At 38.0% G+C, this 19,166-nt stretch carries 16 protein-coding genes; 11 read left to right on the top strand and 5 right to left on the bottom strand.

Annotation, left to right across the window (positions count from 1 at the left end; translation table 11 throughout):
* Nucleotides 1-36: 36 nt before the first annotated feature.
* The 3 genes from ACI6PS_RS13430 to ACI6PS_RS13440 all read right to left on the bottom strand — a co-directional run bounded on the left by ACI6PS_RS13430 (nt 37) and on the right by ACI6PS_RS13440 (nt 3,667).
* The gene (locus ACI6PS_RS13430) at nt 37-1,257 is read right to left on the bottom strand and encodes a bifunctional folylpolyglutamate synthase/dihydrofolate synthase (RefSeq protein ID WP_421013081.1); all 1,221 of its coding nucleotides are present in this window, start codon (nt 1,255-1,257) and stop codon (nt 37-39) included.
* Nucleotides 1,258-1,289: 32 nt separating this feature from the next.
* Entirely contained in the window at nt 1,290-2,159 is an 870-nt protein-coding gene (locus ACI6PS_RS13435) for an energy transducer TonB (RefSeq protein WP_421013082.1), read from the bottom strand.
* Nucleotides 2,160-2,440: 281 nt separating this feature from the next.
* Nucleotides 2,441-3,667: a Glu/Leu/Phe/Val dehydrogenase dimerization domain-containing protein gene (locus ACI6PS_RS13440; protein WP_421013083.1), complete on the bottom strand. Its 1,227-nt coding sequence runs from the start codon at nt 3,665-3,667 to the stop codon at nt 2,441-2,443.
* Nucleotides 3,668-4,175: 508 nt separating this feature from the next.
* Here ACI6PS_RS13440 and ACI6PS_RS13445 point away from each other — a divergent pair.
* The 11 genes from ACI6PS_RS13445 (at nt 4,176) to ACI6PS_RS13495 (ending at nt 16,042) form a co-directional block, all read left to right on the top strand.
* The gene (locus ACI6PS_RS13445; protein ID WP_421013084.1) at nt 4,176-5,000 is read left to right on the top strand and encodes a hypothetical protein; all 825 of its coding nucleotides are present in this window, start codon (nt 4,176-4,178) and stop codon (nt 4,998-5,000) included.
* Between the two features lie 47 nt (nt 5,001-5,047).
* On the top strand, nt 5,048-5,629 hold the full coding sequence (locus tag ACI6PS_RS13450; protein ID WP_421013085.1) for a hypothetical protein: 582 nt from the start codon (nt 5,048-5,050) through the stop codon (nt 5,627-5,629).
* 232 nt (nt 5,630-5,861) lie between these two features.
* Entirely contained in the window at nt 5,862-7,388 is a 1,527-nt protein-coding gene (purH, locus tag ACI6PS_RS13455) for a bifunctional phosphoribosylaminoimidazolecarboxamide formyltransferase/IMP cyclohydrolase (protein ID WP_421013086.1), read from the top strand.
* A 53-nt stretch (nt 7,389-7,441) separates the two neighbouring features.
* On the top strand, nt 7,442-8,470 hold the full coding sequence (locus ACI6PS_RS13460; protein WP_421013087.1) for a rod shape-determining protein: 1,029 nt from the start codon (nt 7,442-7,444) through the stop codon (nt 8,468-8,470).
* Nucleotides 8,471-8,591: 121 nt separating this feature from the next.
* Complete coding sequence (mreC, locus tag ACI6PS_RS13465; RefSeq protein WP_421013088.1) at nt 8,592-9,425, top strand: rod shape-determining protein MreC; 834 nt, start codon at nt 8,592-8,594, stop codon at nt 9,423-9,425.
* Complete coding sequence (locus ACI6PS_RS13470) at nt 9,418-9,924, top strand: rod shape-determining protein MreD (protein WP_421013089.1); 507 nt, start codon at nt 9,418-9,420, stop codon at nt 9,922-9,924. Before mreC ends, ACI6PS_RS13470 begins: the two co-directional genes overlap by 8 nt.
* Nucleotides 9,921-11,780 carry a penicillin-binding protein 2 gene (gene mrdA, locus ACI6PS_RS13475; RefSeq protein WP_421013090.1) on the top strand — a complete coding sequence of 620 codons (1,860 nt, stop codon included), beginning with the start codon at nt 9,921-9,923 and terminating at the stop codon, nt 11,778-11,780. The genes ACI6PS_RS13470 and mrdA overlap by 4 nt, the downstream gene beginning before the upstream one ends.
* Before the next feature lie 4 nt (nt 11,781-11,784).
* Complete coding sequence (gene rodA / locus ACI6PS_RS13480; protein ID WP_421013091.1) at nt 11,785-13,038, top strand: rod shape-determining protein RodA; 1,254 nt, start codon at nt 11,785-11,787, stop codon at nt 13,036-13,038.
* Between the two features lie 106 nt (nt 13,039-13,144).
* On the top strand, nt 13,145-13,657 hold the full coding sequence (locus ACI6PS_RS13485; protein WP_421013092.1) for a hypothetical protein: 513 nt from the start codon (nt 13,145-13,147) through the stop codon (nt 13,655-13,657).
* Nucleotides 13,658-13,791: 134 nt separating this feature from the next.
* The gene (locus tag ACI6PS_RS13490) at nt 13,792-15,117 is read left to right on the top strand and encodes a hydroxymethylglutaryl-CoA reductase, degradative (RefSeq protein WP_421013093.1); all 1,326 of its coding nucleotides are present in this window, start codon (nt 13,792-13,794) and stop codon (nt 15,115-15,117) included.
* A 4-nt stretch (nt 15,118-15,121) separates the two neighbouring features.
* The gene (locus tag ACI6PS_RS13495; protein ID WP_421013094.1) at nt 15,122-16,042 is read left to right on the top strand and encodes a GYDIA family GHMP kinase; all 921 of its coding nucleotides are present in this window, start codon (nt 15,122-15,124) and stop codon (nt 16,040-16,042) included.
* A gap of 382 nt (nt 16,043-16,424) precedes the next feature.
* Here ACI6PS_RS13495 and ACI6PS_RS13500 read toward each other — a convergent pair whose 3' ends face one another.
* Together ACI6PS_RS13500 and ACI6PS_RS13505 are read right to left on the bottom strand one after the other, a co-directional pair.
* Nucleotides 16,425-18,518: a peptidylprolyl isomerase gene (locus tag ACI6PS_RS13500; RefSeq protein WP_421013095.1), complete on the bottom strand. Its 2,094-nt coding sequence runs from the start codon at nt 18,516-18,518 to the stop codon at nt 16,425-16,427.
* Nucleotides 18,519-18,628: 110 nt separating this feature from the next.
* Nucleotides 18,629-19,166, bottom strand: a 538-nt coding sequence (locus ACI6PS_RS13505) for a transporter associated domain-containing protein (protein ID WP_421013096.1), incomplete at its 5' end; no start/stop codon positions are given.

A 19,166-nucleotide genomic window follows, 5' to 3' on the forward strand; every position in this document is an offset into this window, starting at 1 on the left:
CCTCTTTTATTGATTTGCAAACAAAACTTTAAAAAATTACAAAATTTCTGCCACCACAAAGGTACTTCCGCCAACATAGATAAAATCGGTTTTTGAGGCCGACAGCAAAGCTTGCTGATAAGCCTCTGGAATTGAATGATATACTTTTCCAACCAAACCAAACTCTTGTGCTTTTGCCTGTAAAACATCTGCTTCTAATCCGCGTGGAATATTTGGTCTTGAAAAGTAGTAATGGGCATTTTTAGGAAACAAAGGCAGTACTTCTTCCAAATCCTTGTCGTTTACGACTCCTAAAACGAAGTGCAATTCGTCAAATTCTTCCTTTTGAACCTGATTTAATACAATTTCCAATCCATGTTTGTTATGTGCCGTATCGCAAATTACTTTCGGATCCGAATGGATTTGTTGCCATCTCCCTTGAATTCCTGTCGTTTCAATTACTTCTAGAAATCCTTTTTTAATGTTTTCTTCGGAAACGGTAAACTCTTTTTGTGTCTGCAAAACTTTTATGGTTTGCAAAACGGTCTTCTTATTATGTTTTTGATAATCGCCAATCAAAGCGGACAGATAGGTTTCCTGTATTAAATCGGAAGCAAAATAAATTTCAGAATTTGTTTCTTTGGCTTTCGCCGAAAAAACTCCTTTGGTTTCGTTTGTGTATTCTCCGATTACGACAGGAACATTTGATTTAATGATCCCCGCTTTTTCAAAAGCGATTGCTTCCAATGTATTTCCTAAAAACTGGGTATGATCAAGGCCAATGTTGGTGATTACCGAAACCAATGGCGTAATGATATTGGTAGAATCCAACCTTCCTCCCATTCCGACTTCTATAATGGCAATATCAATATCTTGTTTATTGAAATAATCGAAGGCTAGGCCCACCGTCATTTCGAAGAAACTCAATTGGTTTTCTTCAAAAAAAGATTTATTTTCGGCTATAAACTCACAGACAAATGCTTCTGAAATGGGCGCTCCGTTGATTTTGATTCGTTCGCGAAAGTCTTTTAAATGGGGAGAGGTATAGAGTCCGACTTTGTAACCTGCTTTTTGCAAGATAGATGCCAACATGTGCGATGTTGAACCTTTTCCGTTGGTTCCTGCAACGTGAATTGTTTTTATTGTTCGTTCGGGATTATTAAGGTGTTTGGCCAGCAAAATGGTATTGGTCAGATCCTTTTTATAAGCCGAAGCACCTTGTTGCTGGTACATGGGCAACTGACTGAACATCCAGTTCAAGGTTTCTTGATAGGTCATTTGTTTTTGAGAAATTATAGGAAACTAAAAAATTAGTTTAGGCTGAAGGTATAGATGATTTTCCCTACTTGCTTTTCAGGGGCATCATCGTCGGCTTGCCATCTTGTATTCATTGCGGCAATCTTGGCTTGATCTAATAGACATTTTTTAGTATTGGTTGTCCCTTTTACACCTGCAACCACACCGATTGTTTTTCCGGTCCTGTCAACGGTTACCTCAACCACTACTTTTCCAGTTTCGTTGCAAACGTATTTTGGGTCAGGCTTGGCCAATGCTTTTCTGTTTCCTAATGAATATCCACCACCGCTTCCGCCACCAGAACCTGGTCCGTTACCTGAACCATTGCCAGGGCCATTTCCTGTTCCGTTGCCACCTCCGGTACCGCCACCGCTTCCTCCGTCGCCATAGTAACTGCTTGAGTTCTTGTCGCCATTTGCTTTCCCTTTGTTTCCAGCCGCATCATCATCGCCATCTCCTCCTTTATTGGAAGAATTGAACATATTGGACAAGGCATCATCAACAGATTTGGAAGGCTTTTTTACAACAGGAGTTTCTTTTACAGTCGGTTTCTTGTCTTCGGTCTTGACAGGCTTCTTGGTTTCGGCAACCGAAACTGCATCATCTGAATCCTGGGAAAGTATTTCTTCGTCTGGAGCTGATTGCGTCGGGGTTTGCTTTGAAGCTTCGCTTACATTGAGGACTTCGCTTCTGTAATCGGCACCAGAACCTACATCACTGTCCCCAAAATTTACGGTTACCCCACCACCTCCACCGCCGGCCAATTCCTGGATACGCACTTCGGAAGCAAACTTTATAAAAATCAGCATGAGGAACAGCAATACAAAAATTGCCGCCGTTATGGCCAATGATTTCTTTTGTTCTTCTGTGATTGCGGTATTCATATTGGTTTGGAATTAATGCCCTACGGGTATTTTGATAACGAAAATAATGAAAATAAATTGTTTTGGTGGGTTTGATGCAAATTATGTTCCATTATTTAGGATTGTGTTCTAAAATGCAGGATTTTTTACACAAGCCAGGAGAGAGAAAGATTAAAAAATGCCTTATGATAAAAAAATAGCCCCGATGGTTTCAAGTAGCTTTTTGGGCTGGGGTTCAGCCCGAAAACTACTTGTTACCAGCGGGATTATAATTTAAAGAATGCTCGAAGTGGAGCTCCTAATTATACTAATTGTTTTAGTGCAATTTCGAAAGCGGTTGCACTGATGTTGGTTTTTGAATTGCTGATGGCGTGTGCCTTTACGATGGCGTTCTTGATGATCTCCGAAGTATCGTTGAAGATGGATTCATCAGTCATTTGTACTTTTTTCTCCATGAAATAGGCAAAAACGCGTGCCATTCCACAGTTTGAGATAAAGTCTGGGATAAGACTTACCTTGCTGTCTACGTTTTCCATGATTGGCCCGAAGAAGATGGCCTTGTCGGCGAATGGAACGTTTGCACCGCAAGAAATCACTTCCAGTCCTGAAGCAACCATGCTGTCTACCTGGTCTTGTGTTACCAGTCTTGAAGCAGCGCAAGGTGTGAAGATTTCGGCACCGATGGTCCAGATTTTAGCGTTGATTTCTTCGAAAGGAATCATGTTTTCGGCTACCAATTTGTTTCCGTCTTTGTTTAAGAAAAGGGTTCTGATTTCTTCGAAAGAAAAACCTTCTTGTTTGATTAGTCCACCATCACGGTCGATGATTCCGACTACTTTCGCACCCATATCGGCAAGGTAGAAAGCGGCGGCAGAACCTACGTTTCCGAAACCTTGAACGATTGCTTTTTTGCCTTTTACAGAACCTCCGTATATGTCGTAATAATGACGAACGGCTTGGGCCACGCCATATCCTGTGATCATATCGGCAACGGTGTATTTCTTGGCAACGTCTGGAGAGAACGATGGATTTTCGATTACTTTCACTACACCTTGACGCAACTGTCCGATGCGGTTGATTTTGTCGGCTTCAGTTGGTTTGAAATGTCCGTTGAAAACACCTTCTTGTGGATGCCAAACTCCGCATTCTTCTGTCATTGGGATTACTTCGTGGATTTCATCTACATTCAAATCGCCACCCGTACCGTAATAGCTTTTCAATAATGGGGAAACGGCTTTGTACCAACGTTGCAACACGCCTTTCTTACGAGGATCGTTCGGATCGAAGTTGATTCCTGATTTTGCACCTCCGATGGCTGGCCCTGAAACAGAAAACTTAACTTCCATTGTTTTGGCAAGCGAAAGCACTTCGTTCATGTCCAAGCCTTTTCTCATTCGGGTTCCTCCACCTGCCGCACCACCTCTAAGGGAGTTGATGACTGTCCAGCCTTCTGCTTCGGTTTCGGCGTCTTTCCAATTGAATACTATTTCTGGTTCTTTATTTTCGAATTTATGCAGTAAATCTTTCATTCTGTTGCGATATGTTTAGTTTTGGCAAATATAAAAAATAGGTTGATGAGAATTTGGTATTTTTTGTGATTTTTTGGGAAGGGGGTGGGTTGTAGGTTGTAAGTTGTAGGTTGTAGGTTTTGGAATTCCTATTATTTGAATTTTTCCCTTACTTGGGTTGGCATCTCCCTTACTCTTTTGTGTTTCTCCCTCACTTTTTTAGCTTCTCCCTTACTCTTTTGGGTTTCTCCCTCACTCTTTTGGATTTCTCCCTCACTTTTTTGGCTTCTCCCTCACTCTTTTGGGTTTCTCCCTCACTTTTTTGGTTTCTCTCGACCTCCATTGTATTTCTCTCGCACTTTTTTGGTTTCTCTCGACCTCTTTTTGGTTTCTCCTTAACTTTATGGCTTCTTTCTCACTCTTTTGAAAGGGTTGTTGCTATGGAAGTTGCTTTTTGAGATTTATCTTTATATTTGTTTTACTTGTAGAGACAACAAGGCTAAACTTCTCCTTAAATTATATGCAACATATGAAGGCTATCTATTTATTATTTGTTTTGTTTTTGTTTTCCTGTTCTTCCAAAACCAAGTTTAGTGGGATTGAATCGGATTATACTCAGGAATTGGTGGGGAAAATCAAAAAGATGATTATTAAAACCTATCAATATGACGTGGAACAACGCGACTCTATTTTATGGGTTACTACTAGGTCTATTGACTTTGACAGAAAGAATCGTGCACTAAAACAGACAGAGCACACCCTAAATTTTAACTACGAAACGGTTTATAGGTATGGAAATGCTTCATTGAAAAGCACGCACTCTACAACCAAAGACCGGACTGACCGATCGGAATATGTATATGACCGAAAGAAGAATGTTATTGAATACCGTCAATTTCAGAATGACAAGCTGGGCTTTTTGAAAATGTCTGTTTATGATTCGGAAAACAATATTGTGGAGGAAACTTATTTGCATCCGAATGCTCCTCACCTTAATTCTGTTGACAAGTATTCAATTGATTATATAAACAGGATTGTTACAATTAGGAATTTTAAAGAAAACAAGCCTAATGATCACAGGCATTTAAAATTGCATTATGACGAAAAAGGGTTTTTAATTAGAAGTGAAACTGTTCATACAGGAGAAACCGAAAGCAGTTCTGATTTGTATATACGAGAATATGATGCAAAAGGGAATCTTACTAAAAGCACAAGTTATGATAAAGAAAAAAATATTGTATCGTTGACTGTATCTAAAAACGAATACGACAGCAAGGGCAATATACTTGTTAGGGAAACTTTCTTGAATGGGAAACTGTTTGAAAAAACGGTTAATGAGATTGTATATTGGTAAACTCTGATTGATTTAGAAAAACTAAAAATGGCTTTATTGAAAGTATTATGAAAAAATCCTATCTCCTTATTGTATTCATTTCTTTTTTTCTTTTGAATTGTGAGAAGAAGGAAGAAGTGGCGAATGTTCCTTATATTATTTCGAAGGAGGAACGAGAATTTAAAAAAAGACTTGAGGAAGGAAACATTCCGCCTCCACCTACTGGATTTTATGGCTCCTCTAATGTTATTATCGACAAGGAAGGCGAGTTGTATTTCTATCAGAGAACTTATTATGGTGTTTTGGGCTGTATTGTAGAAGAAAATCCTTTGCCTGAATTTATTAATTTGCAACCGAAAGATTTGGTTAAAATCCCCTCTACCGCTGTTGGAGATTTCTTAAAAGAAAACACTGTAAAAAACCCTAGAGAAAAATGGGAGCATTTAATTGTTGCTTGCCAATTAGACACTCTAAAAAGTGAGGGATTTTTCAATATCATGCATTTCTTAAGAGACAATCAAGTTCCCATCTATCTAATCAGACGAACAACTCAAGAAGAAGATGTTGTCTTGAAATTTAAGGAAAGTAATGTGTTTTATGATTCTGATTCTATACAATGGGATAAAAGTCGAATAAGGTTTTTTGAATAAGGTTCCAAAGTTCAATTCATTTCCTTCCTAGCCCTGATGGTGCCATTGTTTGAGCTCTTGAACTGCCTGCCAAGGCAGGGCAAAGCGAGTGGCTCCAGCAGGAATATGGTTTCCTAAAAGCCCTACCGCTTCGCTTCAAAAAAAATCAAAAAATTACTCAAAACTATTGTGTTATTCGTTTGAATGTTAAATGGAGTTGCACTACTTTTGCACCTTTAAAAACAACAACACAATGAGCACAACTAAAACTATTAAATCTGCATTGATTTCGGTCTTTTCGAAGGAGGGATTGGAGCCAATTGTTAGAAAACTACACGAACAGAATGTTACTTTTTATTCGACCGGAGGGACGGAGGATTTTATCAAGAATCTTGGTATTCCTGTGGTTCCTGTGGAGGATGTAACTTCGTATCCTTCCATTTTAGGGGGGAGAGTGAAGACGTTGCACCCGAAAATTTTTGGTGGTATCTTGAACCGTCAGGACCATGAAGGCGATGTGCAACAGATGGAGGAATACAACATTCCGCAGATTGATTTAGTAATTGTGGATTTATATCCTTTTGAAAAAACGGTGGCTTCTGGAGCGAGCGAGGCGGATATCATCGAGAAGATTGATATCGGTGGGATTTCGTTGATTCGTGCTGCCGCGAAGAATTTCAAGGATACGGTTATTGTGGCTTCGGTGGATCAATACAGCTCTTTGCTGGATTTGATTACGGAGCAAAATGGCGCTACTACTTTGGAGAATAGAAAATTGTTTGCTACAAAGGCGTTCCATGTTTCTTCTCACTATGATACTGCGATTTTTAATTATTTCAATACGGACGATACAATTTTCAAGCAAAGTATCGGCGACGGACAGGTGTTGCGTTATGGAGAGAATCCGCACCAGAAAGGTTTCTTCTTTGGCGATTTTGATGCGATGTTTACGAAATTGCACGGAAAGGAATTGTCGTATAACAACTTGCTTGACGTTGACGCTGCCGTGAATTTGATTTTGGAATTCAAGAACGAAGACCCAACTTTTGCGATCTTGAAACACAACAACGCTTGTGGTTTGGCGACAAGAAATACGATGAAAGATGCTTATTTGACGGCTTTGGCTGGCGATCCTACTTCTGCCTTTGGTGGTGTTTTGATTGCGAATGGAAATATTGATGAGGCGACTGCTGAAGAAATCAACAAGCTTTTCTGTGAAGTGGTGATTGCTCCAAGCTATGACGAGAAAGCGATTGCAATTTTAGAAGAAAAGAAAAACAGGATCATCTTGGTTCAGAATGATGTGGAATTGCCAAACCGCCAAGTGAGAACTTGCTTGAATGGTATTTTGGTTCAAGGTAAAAATAATATTACGGACAATAAAGAGCATTTAAAGACCGTTACAAACACTACACCTTCTGAACAAGAGATAGAAGACTTGATTTTTGCATCGAAAGTGTGCAAGAATACTAAATCGAACACGATTGTCTTCGCAAAAAACAAAACTTTGATTGCTTCTGGTACTGGACAAACATCTAGAGTGGATGCCCTGAAACAAGCTGTTGAAAAAGCAGAAACTTTTGGTTTTAGCCTTAAAGGAGCGGTGATGGCGAGCGATGCATTTTTTCCGTTTCCAGATTGTGTGGAATTGGCCCACAATGCAGGAATCACAGCGGTAATTCAGCCAGGCGGTTCAATTAAAGATCAATTGAGTATTGATTTTTGCAACGAAAATAAAGTTGCAATGGTATTTACAGGAACACGTCATTTCAAACATTAATTTGTTTAACTTTGCACGTTGATTTTATAATAATTTAAACCCTTAACAAAAGTATGGGATTTTTTGATTTCATGACCGAGGATATAGCGATTGACCTTGGTACCGCAAACACACTAATCATTCACAACGACAAGGTTGTAATTGATAGTCCATCTATAGTAGCTCGCGACAGGATATCGGGCAAAATCATTGCCGTTGGTAAGGAAGCGAACTTGATGCAAGGTAAAACCCATGAAAACATAAAAACCATAAGGCCATTGAAAGACGGTGTAATTGCCGACTTTGATGCTTCTGAAAAAATGATCAGCATGTTCATCAAGAGTATTCCGGCTTTGAAGAAAAAGCTGTTTACTCCTGCCTTGAGAATGGTGGTCTGTATTCCGTCTGGAATTACAGAAGTAGAGATGCGTGCGGTTAAGGAATCTTGTGAAAGAGTAAACGGTAAGGAAGTTTATTTGATTCACGAACCAATGGCAGCAGCAATTGGTATTGGTGTTGATATCATGCAACCAAAAGGAAACATGATTGTGGACATTGGTGGTGGAACAACGGAAATTGCCGTTATCGCCTTGGGCGGAATTGTTTGCGACAAATCGGTTAAAATTGCCGGTGACGTTTTTACAAACGATATCGTTTATTATATGAGAACACAGCACAACTTATTCGTAGGAGAAAGTACGGCTGAGAAAATCAAAATTGAAATTGGTGCCGCGATCGAAGATCTTGAAACACCACCAGATGATATGTCAGTTCAAGGGCGTGATTTGCTTACTGGAAAACCAAAACAAGTAGAAGTTTCCTACAGAGAGATTGCAAAAGCTTTGGACAAATCGATTCAAAGGATTGAAGATGCGGTAATGGAAACATTATCACAGACTCCACCAGAATTGGCCGCCGATATCTACAACACGGGAATCTACCTTGCAGGTGGAGGATCGATGTTGAGAGGTTTGGACAAAAGGATTTCTCAAAAAACAGACTTGCCTGTTTACATAGCCGAAGATCCGTTGAGAGCCGTTGTTCGCGGAACCGGAATGGCTTTGAAAAACATTGTGAAGTTTAGAAGCATCTTGATTAAATAGCATTCAAAAAATGAATTCCAGATTCCGGAATATCACTTTTTGGAATCTGGAATTATAAAAACAATATTATGATTCTCTAATTTTAGAGCAATCAACCAAACACTGAATACCGTAAAAAGAAATGCAGCAAATATTTAATTTTATATTTAAAAACAGCTATCGATTGCTGTTTTTACTGCTTTTGGGTATTTCGTTATCCCTTACGATTCAGTCCCATTCCTTTCATAAAAGCAAGGTGATTTCGTCTGCCAATTTCTTGACGGGTGGTGTTTATGCACAATTGAATTCCATAAACGAGTATTTCAATCTCAGGACGCATAATGATGATTTGGCTAAAGAAAATGCACGATTGAAGCAATTGCTTTTCAACAGGATTGATTCCATACAACCCTCTGATTTTGATTCCATCAAAGGAGTAAAAAAGACAGAAGTTGTGGTGGCGAAAGTCATCAAAAACTCGTACAATTCTCCTGAAAATTATCTTACGATCGATGCCGGAGCAAACCAAGGCTTGAAAACGGATATGGGTGTGGTAAATGATTTGGGGATTGTTGGTATCATCGAAAAGACATCACCAAAATATGCAACGGTTTTGAGCGTCTTGAACGTAAAATCGCAAATCAATGCGAAGTTTAAGAAATCAAACCATTTTGGCTCCTTGATTTGGAACGGAAAAAGTACAGGATTTGCCCAGTTGATTGATGTACCTAGGCTTGCCGCATCGGTTAGGAAAGGCGACACGATCGTAACCGGAGCTCAATCGGTAATTTTCCCAGAGAATATAGGAATTGGTACGGTTCATAAAATTTATACCGACAACAAGACCAATTATTATACGATTGATGTGAAATTATTCAATGACATGACCAATCTGGGTCACGTTTACATCATTAAAAATAAAGAACGCGAAGAGATCATCAAATTAGAAACCGAAACCAAGAAAGAAGATGAATAGTGCCTTATTGATCAATATCGCCCGTTTCGTACTGTTGCTTTTTGCACAGGTTGCCATCTTTAATCAAATTGATTTTTTTGGTTACCTGAATCCGTATCCGTACATCTTATTCATTCTTTTGTTTCCTGTAAACGGAAATAAATACGGTTTGCTTTTGGCGAGTTTCTTTTTAGGAATTATAATGGATATGTTCAGCAATTCGGGTGGCGTTCACACGACTGCTGCAATTGCATTGGCGGCTTTAAGGCCAACTTTCTTTAAGTTTTCTTTTGGTGTAAGTTATGAATACCAAACCGTAAAAATCAACGACCGCTTGACACCTGAACGTTTTTCATTCATTTTGATTTCGGTAGTCACGCATCATTTTATTTTATTTTTATTAGAAGCATTCCGAATCAGTTTCTTCTGGGATATCCTTCTAAGAACTTTATTTAGCACTATCTTTACGATAATAATCTGCATTACAATAATCTACATTTTCAAGCCTAGCAAAAGATGAGAAAGGTTTTACTTCCAACAATCATTATCATATCAGCCATCCTGATTCTGATAAGGCTTTTCTATTTGCAAGTTATTGACGAAACGCTAAAGCTAAAGTCAGACAATAATGCCATTAAGATTATCTATGAATATCCCGAAAGAGGATATATTTATGACCGTCATGGAAAATTGATTGTAGCCAATCAGCCTTCCTATGACATTATGGTAACACCAAGAGATGTAAAAGGCATCGATACTTTAGAACTTTGTAAATTATTAAACATCACAAAGGGCGATTTTGATAGAATTTTGGAAAAGGCTATAACTTATAGCCCAAGGCTTCCTTCTGTTTTCCTACCTCAATTGAATAAAAAAGAATACGCCGCCTTTCAAGAAAAGCAAAGAAAATTTCAAGGATTTGATATTGTAAAGCGTTCGCTGAGGGATTATCAAACCACTGCAGGATCCAATATTTTTGGATTCATCACGCAAGCAAGTGAAAAAATAATCGAGAAAAATCCTTATTACAAACCAGGTGACTTATTAGGAAAACAAGGTGTTGAACAAGAATACGAAGAAATTTTAAGGGGCGTAAAAGGTGTAAAATACCGCCAGCGCGATAAATTCAATAAGGATATTGGTTCTTACAAGGATGGAAAATTTGATACTATCGCCATTCAAGGAGAAGACATGACCTTGACTATTGACATTGCCTTACAAGAATATGGCGAAGAATTGATGAAGAATAAAAGAGGTGGTATTGTTGCCATTGAACCAAGTACAGGAGAAATCCTAGCATTAGTTACAGCACCTTCTTATGATCCAGCTATTTTGGTAGGGAGAGAGCGTTCTAAAAATTATACAAAGTTATTTAACGATTCAATTTCCAAGCCTTTATTTGACAGGGGATTATTGGCTGTTTATCCTCCAGGATCTCCTTCAAAAATCATTACAGGGCTTATTGGATTGCAGGAACAAGTTATTGATGAGCAAACAACCTTTATGTGCAACCACGGTTTTAGTTATGCAAGAGGACGGTTCATGAGATGTCATGGTTCTGGCCCACACCAATTGTACAACGGTATTACCCAATCATGTAACGCCTATTTTGGTAATGTGTACATGAAAACCATCAATAAATATGTACGTCCGGCAGATGGAGTTGACGTTTGGAGCAGACATGCGCGAAGTTTTGGTTTGGGAGAATTTATGGGCTATGATTTGCCTGTTGGAAAAAGAGGCTTGATTCCTACATCAAAAACCTATAAAAGGATCTATCCAAATGGTGGCTGGAGAAGTACGGCTATCGTTTCAAATGCAATCGGACAGGGTGAGATTTTGATGACACCAATCCAATTGGCTAATATGATGGCGGCAGTTTCAAATGAAGGATATTATTATACACCTCACATCATTAAAAAAATCAAGGATCATCAAATCGATAAAAAATACAAGACCAAACACGTTACTACAATTGATAAAAAATATTTCAAGCCAGTTATAGAAGGATTGCATGGAGTTTACAATGGTGGTACGGCAAGTGCTCTTAAAATTGAAGGTATTGAAATTTGTGGAAAAACGGGAACGGCTGAAAACTTTGCGAAAATAAACGGTGTTCGTACGCAATTGACCGACCACTCAATCTTCGTAGCTTTTGCTCCAAAGGACAATCCAAAAATTGCTATTGCGGTTTTAGTTGAACACGGGTATTATGGTGCCCGAAATGCCGGACCAATTGCCAGTTTGATGATAGAAAAATATCTAAAAGGTGTAATCACACGAAAAGATTTGGAGAAAAAAATCTACGACAACGACCTCCAAAAAGAATATGCTAAATACATTAGCGGTCAACCTTTTGGTATAAACGGAAGATAATTGTATGAAAAATCAAAGCGTTAGAAGCAATATCGACTGGGTTATCGTTACCATATACAGTGTTTTGGTTATACTGGGCTGGCTGAATATCTATTCTTCCTCCTCACCTGTTGAAGCAACTTCCTTTTTTGACATGAACTATGAATATGGCAAGCAATTGCTGTTTATCATCGTTACGATTCCTTTGATTTTCGTTGTCCTTTCTGTTGATGCTAAATTCTATGAAAAATTCTCCAGTATCATTTATGCGGCAGCACTTCTTGGAGTAGCCGGTTTGTTTGTCTTTGGTAAAGAAATTAAAGGTCAGACCAACTGGTATTCGTTCGGGTCTTTCAGTTTGCAACCTGCTGAATTTGCAAAAGCCGCAACTGGTTTGGCATTGGCAAAATACTTAGGCGATGTACAAATAAATCTGAATGATGTCAGGAAGCAGGCCATTGGGCTTGGAATAATCTTTTTACCGATTTTATTAATTATTCCAAACGACCCTGGAAGTGCCTTGATTTTCATGTCGCTCACCTTTGTTCTGTACAGAGAAGGCTTACCTGCTTGGTACCTTTGGACAGGCTTCATCGCTATTATTTTATTCGTGATGAGTTTGCTTTTGGAACCCGTTTACATCATGCTGATTGCTGCAATTGTGATTGCACTGATCTATCTCAGAACACGACTTGTAAACAGAAATATAGTTTTCAGTGCCATCATTTTCGTCCTTATTTCGATATTTACTTTTTCGGTAAGTTATGTGTTTGATAATGTCTTCCAACAGCATCATCGCGACCGTTTTAATGTATTGTTAGGAAAACAAGTCGATATGAAAGGTATTGGATACAACATCAATCAATCGAAAATTGCCATAGGATCTGGCGGATTGACAGGTAAGGGATTCTTGGAAGGTACTCAAACCAAAGGAGGGTTTGTTCCTGAACAACATACGGATTATATTTTTACAACCGTAGGAGAAGAATGGGGCTTTGCCGGATCAACTGTTGTTATTGCCTTGTTCCTCGGATTGGTTTTAAGGATAATCTATTTGGCCGAAAGGCAGAAAACAAAATTCAGCAGGGTTTATGGTTATTGTGTTGCCTCAATCCTATTCATTCACTTCTTTATCAACATCGCAATGGTTTTGGGTCTTTTTCCAACTGTTGGGGTTCCGTTACCCATGTTTTCTTATGGTGGTTCTGGACTTTTTGCGTTTACTATTTTGATATTCATTTTTGTGAAAATGGATGCCAATAAGGTAAATGAGTGGTAATTACGCAACAATATTCTTACTTTGAAGCCTATCATACAAAATTGCTTTTGTTAGGATAAACTCTTTTAGGCACGATTCTTGTTAAATACATTCAAAATTAAAAACTATGAAAAAGAATTTACTATTTGCATTATTATTAGGATCTATGGGCATCTTCGCTCAGGAAGTTCCAACAACAGCTGTTGATTCATCAAGAACATTGTTACAAGCTCCAAAGGTTACGCAAGAGCAAGTACTGCAATCGGAAGAAATGAAGGCTATTGCACTGAAAAATCAAAAAGAAAATGAAGTGCTGAAAAAGCAGGCTGAAAAAGACGCCAAGAAACTACAAAAAGAGCAGAAGAAATTTGCGAAAGAGCAGAAGAAATTCGAAAAGCGCCAAAGTAAAATTGCAAGTGCAGAAAAAGATTTTAACAAAAGTAAAAAGAGGCTAGAAAGCGAACAAAAATCTTTTGAAAAAAACACGAAGAAATTTGAAAAGGCCCAATCTAGAGGAAAAGCTTCGGCGGAAGACTTGAAAAAAATGGAAATCAAATTGAGTAAGCAACAAACTAAAATTAAAGAGTTGCAACTGAAAAGACAAAAAGCCGAATCTAACCTGATTGATATCAGAAAATAATTTAAAAAGCTGTAATTTTAGAATTACAGCTTTTTTTTTAGCATTTATAAAGGGAAGAAACCCTTTCGTCAAAATGTTCCATAAAGAACAATCAAAATCTTATCTTTGCCAAGAATTTCAATTGATGTATTATAATGGACAAAGCTGTTTCGGGGTTTTCAAAACTATCCAAGGAAGGAAAAATAGAGTGGATTGCAAATCGTTATTTTTCTGAACCGACAGAGGCAATTTCACTTCTTAAAAATTACTGGAATAATGACGAAAAGCTTCAAAAACTCCATGATGATTTTATAGAAAACACCATTACCAATTTTTATCTACCCTTAGGAATAGCGCCTAACTTTCTTATAAACGATAAGTTTTATACCGTTCCAATGGCAATTGAAGAAAGCTCTGTTGTGGCTGCAGCTGCAAAAGCGGCGAAATTTTGGTCGGAACGTGGTGGTTTCAAAGCCACTGTCTTGAATACAGAAAAGATTGGGCAGGTTCATTTTATCTTTAAAGGAACCTCTTCCAAATTAGAAAAATTCTTCAATGAAAATAAGAAATTATTTTTTGAAGAAACAGAAAGCATCACCAAGAACATGCAAAAACGTGGTGGTGGAATTCTGGATATCGTCCTGAACGACAAAACCGATTTGCTTCCTGATTATTATCAGCTTCATGCTACTTTTGAAACGAAAGATTCGATGGGAGCGAATTTCATCAACTCTTGTTTGGAGCAATTTGCCAAGACTTTGAAAAGATTGGCTCAAGAAAATGATGCGTTTACAGAAGAAGAAAAAAATCCTCAGGTTGTGATGAGCATACTTTCAAACTATGTTCCGAATTGTATTGTTCGGGCAGAAGTTTCTTGTAAAGTTGAAGAACTTTCTGATGGAAAGAAAGTCAATGCTCAAGAGTTTGCCGAAAAATTTGTGAGAGCTGTGCAAATTGCCGAAGTGGAACCTTACAGGGCAGTTACTCACAATAAAGGAATCATGAACGGTATTGATGCTGTTGTATTGGCGACAGGAAATGATTTTCGTGCCGTTGAGGCTGGAATACACGCTTATGCCTCTAAATCTGGAAAATACTCGAGTCTTTCGCATGCCAAAATAGAAGATGGAATTTTCACTTTTTGGATGGAAATCCCATTGGCTTTAGGAACAGTAGGCGGATTGACTTCTTTGCATCCATTGGTGAAATTTGCCTTGCAGATGCTCGAAAATCCTTCAGCAAAAGAACTGATGCAAATTGTTGCAGTGGTGGGATTGGCACAAAATTTTGCCGCGTTACGTTCGCTTACCACTACTGGAATACAAGAAGGACACATGAAAATGCACCTTGGAAACATCATCAATCAATTTGAAGCAAGTGATGAAGAACGTGTGATGATTGTGAATCATTTTGAAAACAATGCTGTTTCGCATTCGGCTGTTGTAGATTATATTGAAAACCTGAGAAAAGTAAAATCCTAATCCATTGAAACAAACTTATTACAGTAACGGAAAACTTTTTATTACCGGCGAATATGTGGTTCTAGATGGTGCAAAGGCTTTTGCTCTGCCTACTCGATTTGGACAAAGTCTTATTGTCGAAAAGGGAGAAGGAAAACGAATTGTCTGGAAAAGTTATGACAGCGACAAATCGGTTTGGTTTGAAGACGTGATTGCATTTGATGAAATCAAAACTGAAAAAGCTACTTCTGAAATTGAAACTGTAAAAACGACACTTATTAAGATTCTTCACGAGGCCTATCTTCTTAATCCAGATTTTATAGAAGCTTCTGAAGGCTATATCATAACAACTGAACTCACTTTCCCTAGGTTTTGGGGATTAGGCACCTCTTCTACTTTAATAAACAATATTGCGCAGTGGGCCCAAATCGATGCTTTCCAGCTATTGGATAATAGCTTTGGTGGCAGTGGTTATGATATTGCATGTGCGCAAAACGATACACCTTTATTGTTTTGGAGAGAAGCTGGACAACCTCGGGTGGAAAAGATCGACTTTAATCCATCATTTGGGCACAATCTATACTTTGTTTATCTGAATAAAAAACAAAGCAGTAAAGCGGCGATTGCCTCCTATTATGCTAAACAAAACAATGTTTCGAAAGTTGTTATGGCTATCGACGCGATAACTGAAAAGGCGATCCATGCGAAAGACTTAATGACTTTTGCAAGACAACTAGAAAAACACGAAGCCATCATTAGCGAAGTTCTGGAAATGGAAACGGTAAAGGAACGCTTTTTCCATGATTTTGAAGGAACCGTTAAAAGTCTTGGGGCTTGGGGAGGAGATTTTGTGTTGGTTGTCTCTGAAAGCGATCCAACGCGTTATTTTGAAGAAAAAGGATTCAAGACAATCATTCCGTTTAGAGAAATGTGCTTGGTGGACTAAATAAAAAATCAGAATTGTACTTAACTCCCGATTTCATTGTGCTTTCGGGATTTTTTTTGTAGTCCATTTCGATTTTTCTGTAGGTCCGTTAGCAACAATGTAAGTTGCGCAAGGGACAATATAAGTTGCGTTGACAACAATGTAAGTTGCGCAAGCAACAATCTAAGTTGCGCAAGGGACAATGTAAGTTGCGTTGACGACAATGTAAGTTGCGCAAGCAACAATCTAAGTTGTACAAGGAACAATGTAAGTTGCGTTAGGAAAAATACATCTTGCGTTAAGGACAATGTATCTTTTGCTAAAAATATTTGAATGCTTGCTTAATGTCATAAAAAAATCCCGGACGAACCGGGATTTTTTATTGAACTAATATATTAACTTCTTAATAAAATAACTGTCTGTTGTCTTCGATTTCTGCATCAGCTTTCAAAGCACCGATTACTCTTCCTGGAGCTGAAGCGCTTTGTCCGCTTAATTTAGCTACATACGGTTTATAGTCTGTGATTGCTGGTGCTTTCGTTACGCTTTTTGTTTGTATTACGTAAACTCCAGAATTACCTTCGATTGGAGCAGAAACTTTGTTTGCCGCCAATGAGAAAGCTGTTCCTACCACTTTTTGTTCGAATCCAGCTCCTGGTAGAACTGCATTTTCAACCGTAAGGTCTGCCGCATTTTGAACAGTGCTTCCTGAAGCTTTAGCGATATCTGCTAAAGAACTACCTTTCATTTTCGCTTTGATCAATTCTGCTTTTTTCTTGTTTTTCAATTTTGGTTCGATAGAAAGTCTTGCTTGGTCGATCGCCATTAAACCTTCTTCGTTTACTTTCTTAAGCTTTACAATAACGTGACCAACATTTGGCACTTCGTAACGTTTTACATCGCCTACGTTTGTTTTCTTTTCGAAAGCCCATTTCACGATTTGTCTTTGGTTTTGGATAGGACCAAAGCTTTCGTCCATTGCTTGTACTTTTACAGAAGGCGTTACTGTAACACCGTTTTCTTTGGCAACAGCCGCAAAATCTTTATCAGCTGCTTCCATTTCGAATTTCACTGCTTTCGTATATACTTTATCAGTAGTAGATTCTGAAGCGTCGATTTTTCTTGCGATAGTAGCCAAACGGATTCCGTCTTGCTTATCTGTAACATTGATGATGTGGAAACCAAATTCCGTTTCTACCAAACCAATTTTTCCGATTGGGTTACCAAATACGAAATCGTTGAATTTAGGCGTCATTTGTCCTTTAGAGAAAAATCCTAAATCTCCACCTTGTTGTTTTGAAGAATCATCAGAATTTGTCATTGCCAACATCATGAATGAAGATGGATTAGCTTGTACTTGTGCCAACAATTCGTTTGCTTTTGCTTGTGCTTCTTCCTTAGTTCTTGTTACAGAAGGATTAGCTCTCATCGCGCCTTTGTAGGCCAAAAGAATGTGACTTGCTTTAGCATTGATACCTGCTTGTCTTCCTAAAGATTTACTAACAGCATAGTATCCGTTGTATAGGTATGGTCCGAAAACTTCACCTTGTGGAAGGTTGTATAATTGCTCAGCAAATTCTGCTGGCAAGCTACTTTTTGCTACAAATGAAGAATCGTAAGGGATATCAGAATTAGAGTTTACAAAATCGGCTATGTTTGAAGCAGATCTGAAACCTGGCAACGTATCGTTCTTTTGTGTTTCTTTATTGTAAACTACTTTTCCAGAAAGTGTTTGAGTAAGTTCTTTCTTTACTTCATCTTGGTCTTCTGTAGAAGCTTTATCCTCGATCACTACGAATTCGATATCACGGGTTTCCTCCGCTTTGTATTTCTTTTCGTTTTTCTTCATGAAATCAACAATTTCAGCATCAGAAATTTTAACTTCACTGTCTTTGATTGTGGAGTAGGCAACAGAAACAAAGTCAAAGTTGACTTTGTTTGCTTCCATTTCATATTTCAATTTAGCTTCTGCATTGGTTGTATAAACTCCTGATTTTACAAGCGAGCTGTAGATTTGAAATTTAGCATTCAATTCTGCGTCTCTTTTTCTTGCATTGATCATTTGAGCTTGCTCAGGATTTGTTCTGAAGTATTCTTTGAATTTTGCAATATCAAAAACTCCAGCTTCGTTCAAGAAACTTGGGTTTTGACCAATATCCTGGCTTTGTTTTAGCACTTCGATGATGTGGTCTTCACCAACTCTTAATCCTAATTTTTCGAATTCAGTATTCAATAAAGAAACGGTTACTTCTTGCTCCCAAACTCTGTTTACGGCTTGAGCAGAAGTTAATCCTTGTCCGCTTTTTTCAACATTATCAACTTTAACTCTAAAATCGTCGAAAGAAATTTCGTTTCCGTTCACACTTCCAACATCACTTGGGGTTCTATTAAATCCACCACCTTGTACAAGATCGCCTACTACAAATGCCAATAAACAAAAGCCTATAACAAGTATTAAAAGAAGCGAGCGTTGTCTAATTTTTTGTAAAACTGCCATTTTCTATGTTTGTTAATTTTAAAATTTAGTTTGCGAAAATACAATTATCTATTTAATAATTATAGTTGTAAGGTTATAATTTGCAATAAAAAATGATTTTTTTTTTGAAACTAATCTTTGATGGTCATTTTGACCAATTCGATTTTTTTATTGGTCGCTTCCTCGACAACAAAATGAAAGTTTTCAATCTGTATATTTTCACCTTTCTGGGGTATTTCTTTGGTAAAATCTACAATAAATCCGCCCAGTGTAGTATAAGAATCGCTTTCGGGAATATTGATTTTATACTTTTCATTGAGGTCTTCAACATGCAATCGGGTGGAAAACAAGTAGCTTCTATTTCCCAATTCCTGATCAATTAATTCTTCATCTGAATCGTGCTCATCTTCAATTTCTCCGAACAATTCTTCAACAATATCTTCGATAGTGACCATTCCAGAAGTGCCTCCGTATTCGTCTAAAACAATGGCTACACTTTTTCTTTTCTTGGTTAGAAGATTCATTACGTCTTTGATGAAAATTGTTTCGGGAACAAACTCTACCGGAATCATTATCGATTTGATTGTCTTGGGTTTCTTGAAGAGTTCAAAAGAATGCACATATCCTATAATATCATCTAGTGAATTCTGATAGACCAAAATTTTTGAG

Source organism: Flavobacterium sp. PLA-1-15 (assembly GCF_049060005.1).
Lineage (GTDB): Bacteria > Bacteroidota > Bacteroidia > Flavobacteriales > Flavobacteriaceae > Flavobacterium.

Coding starts and splice junctions, on each gene's coding strand:
- rodA (WP_421013091.1), top strand. CDS start 11,785: ATGAAAAATCAAAGCGTTAGAAGCAATATCGACTGGGTTATCGTTACC.
- ACI6PS_RS13440 (WP_421013083.1), bottom strand. CDS start 3,667: ATGAAAGATTTACTGCATAAATTCGAAAATAAAGAACCAGAAATAGTA.
- purH (WP_421013086.1), top strand. CDS start 5,862: ATGAGCACAACTAAAACTATTAAATCTGCATTGATTTCGGTCTTTTCG.
- ACI6PS_RS13490 (WP_421013093.1), top strand. CDS start 13,792: ATGGACAAAGCTGTTTCGGGGTTTTCAAAACTATCCAAGGAAGGAAAA.
- ACI6PS_RS13500 (WP_421013095.1), bottom strand. CDS start 18,518: ATGGCAGTTTTACAAAAAATTAGACAACGCTCGCTTCTTTTAATACTT.
- ACI6PS_RS13450 (WP_421013085.1), top strand. CDS start 5,048: ATGAAAAAATCCTATCTCCTTATTGTATTCATTTCTTTTTTTCTTTTG.
- mreC (WP_421013088.1), top strand. CDS start 8,592: ATGCAGCAAATATTTAATTTTATATTTAAAAACAGCTATCGATTGCTG.
- ACI6PS_RS13460 (WP_421013087.1), top strand. CDS start 7,442: ATGGGATTTTTTGATTTCATGACCGAGGATATAGCGATTGACCTTGGT.
- mrdA (WP_421013090.1), top strand. CDS start 9,921: ATGAGAAAGGTTTTACTTCCAACAATCATTATCATATCAGCCATCCTG.
- ACI6PS_RS13435 (WP_421013082.1), bottom strand. CDS start 2,159: ATGAATACCGCAATCACAGAAGAACAAAAGAAATCATTGGCCATAACG.
- ACI6PS_RS13470 (WP_421013089.1), top strand. CDS start 9,418: ATGAATAGTGCCTTATTGATCAATATCGCCCGTTTCGTACTGTTGCTT.
- ACI6PS_RS13485 (WP_421013092.1), top strand. CDS start 13,145: ATGAAAAAGAATTTACTATTTGCATTATTATTAGGATCTATGGGCATC.
- ACI6PS_RS13445 (WP_421013084.1), top strand. CDS start 4,176: ATGAAGGCTATCTATTTATTATTTGTTTTGTTTTTGTTTTCCTGTTCT.
- ACI6PS_RS13430 (WP_421013081.1), bottom strand. CDS start 1,257: ATGACCTATCAAGAAACCTTGAACTGGATGTTCAGTCAGTTGCCCATG.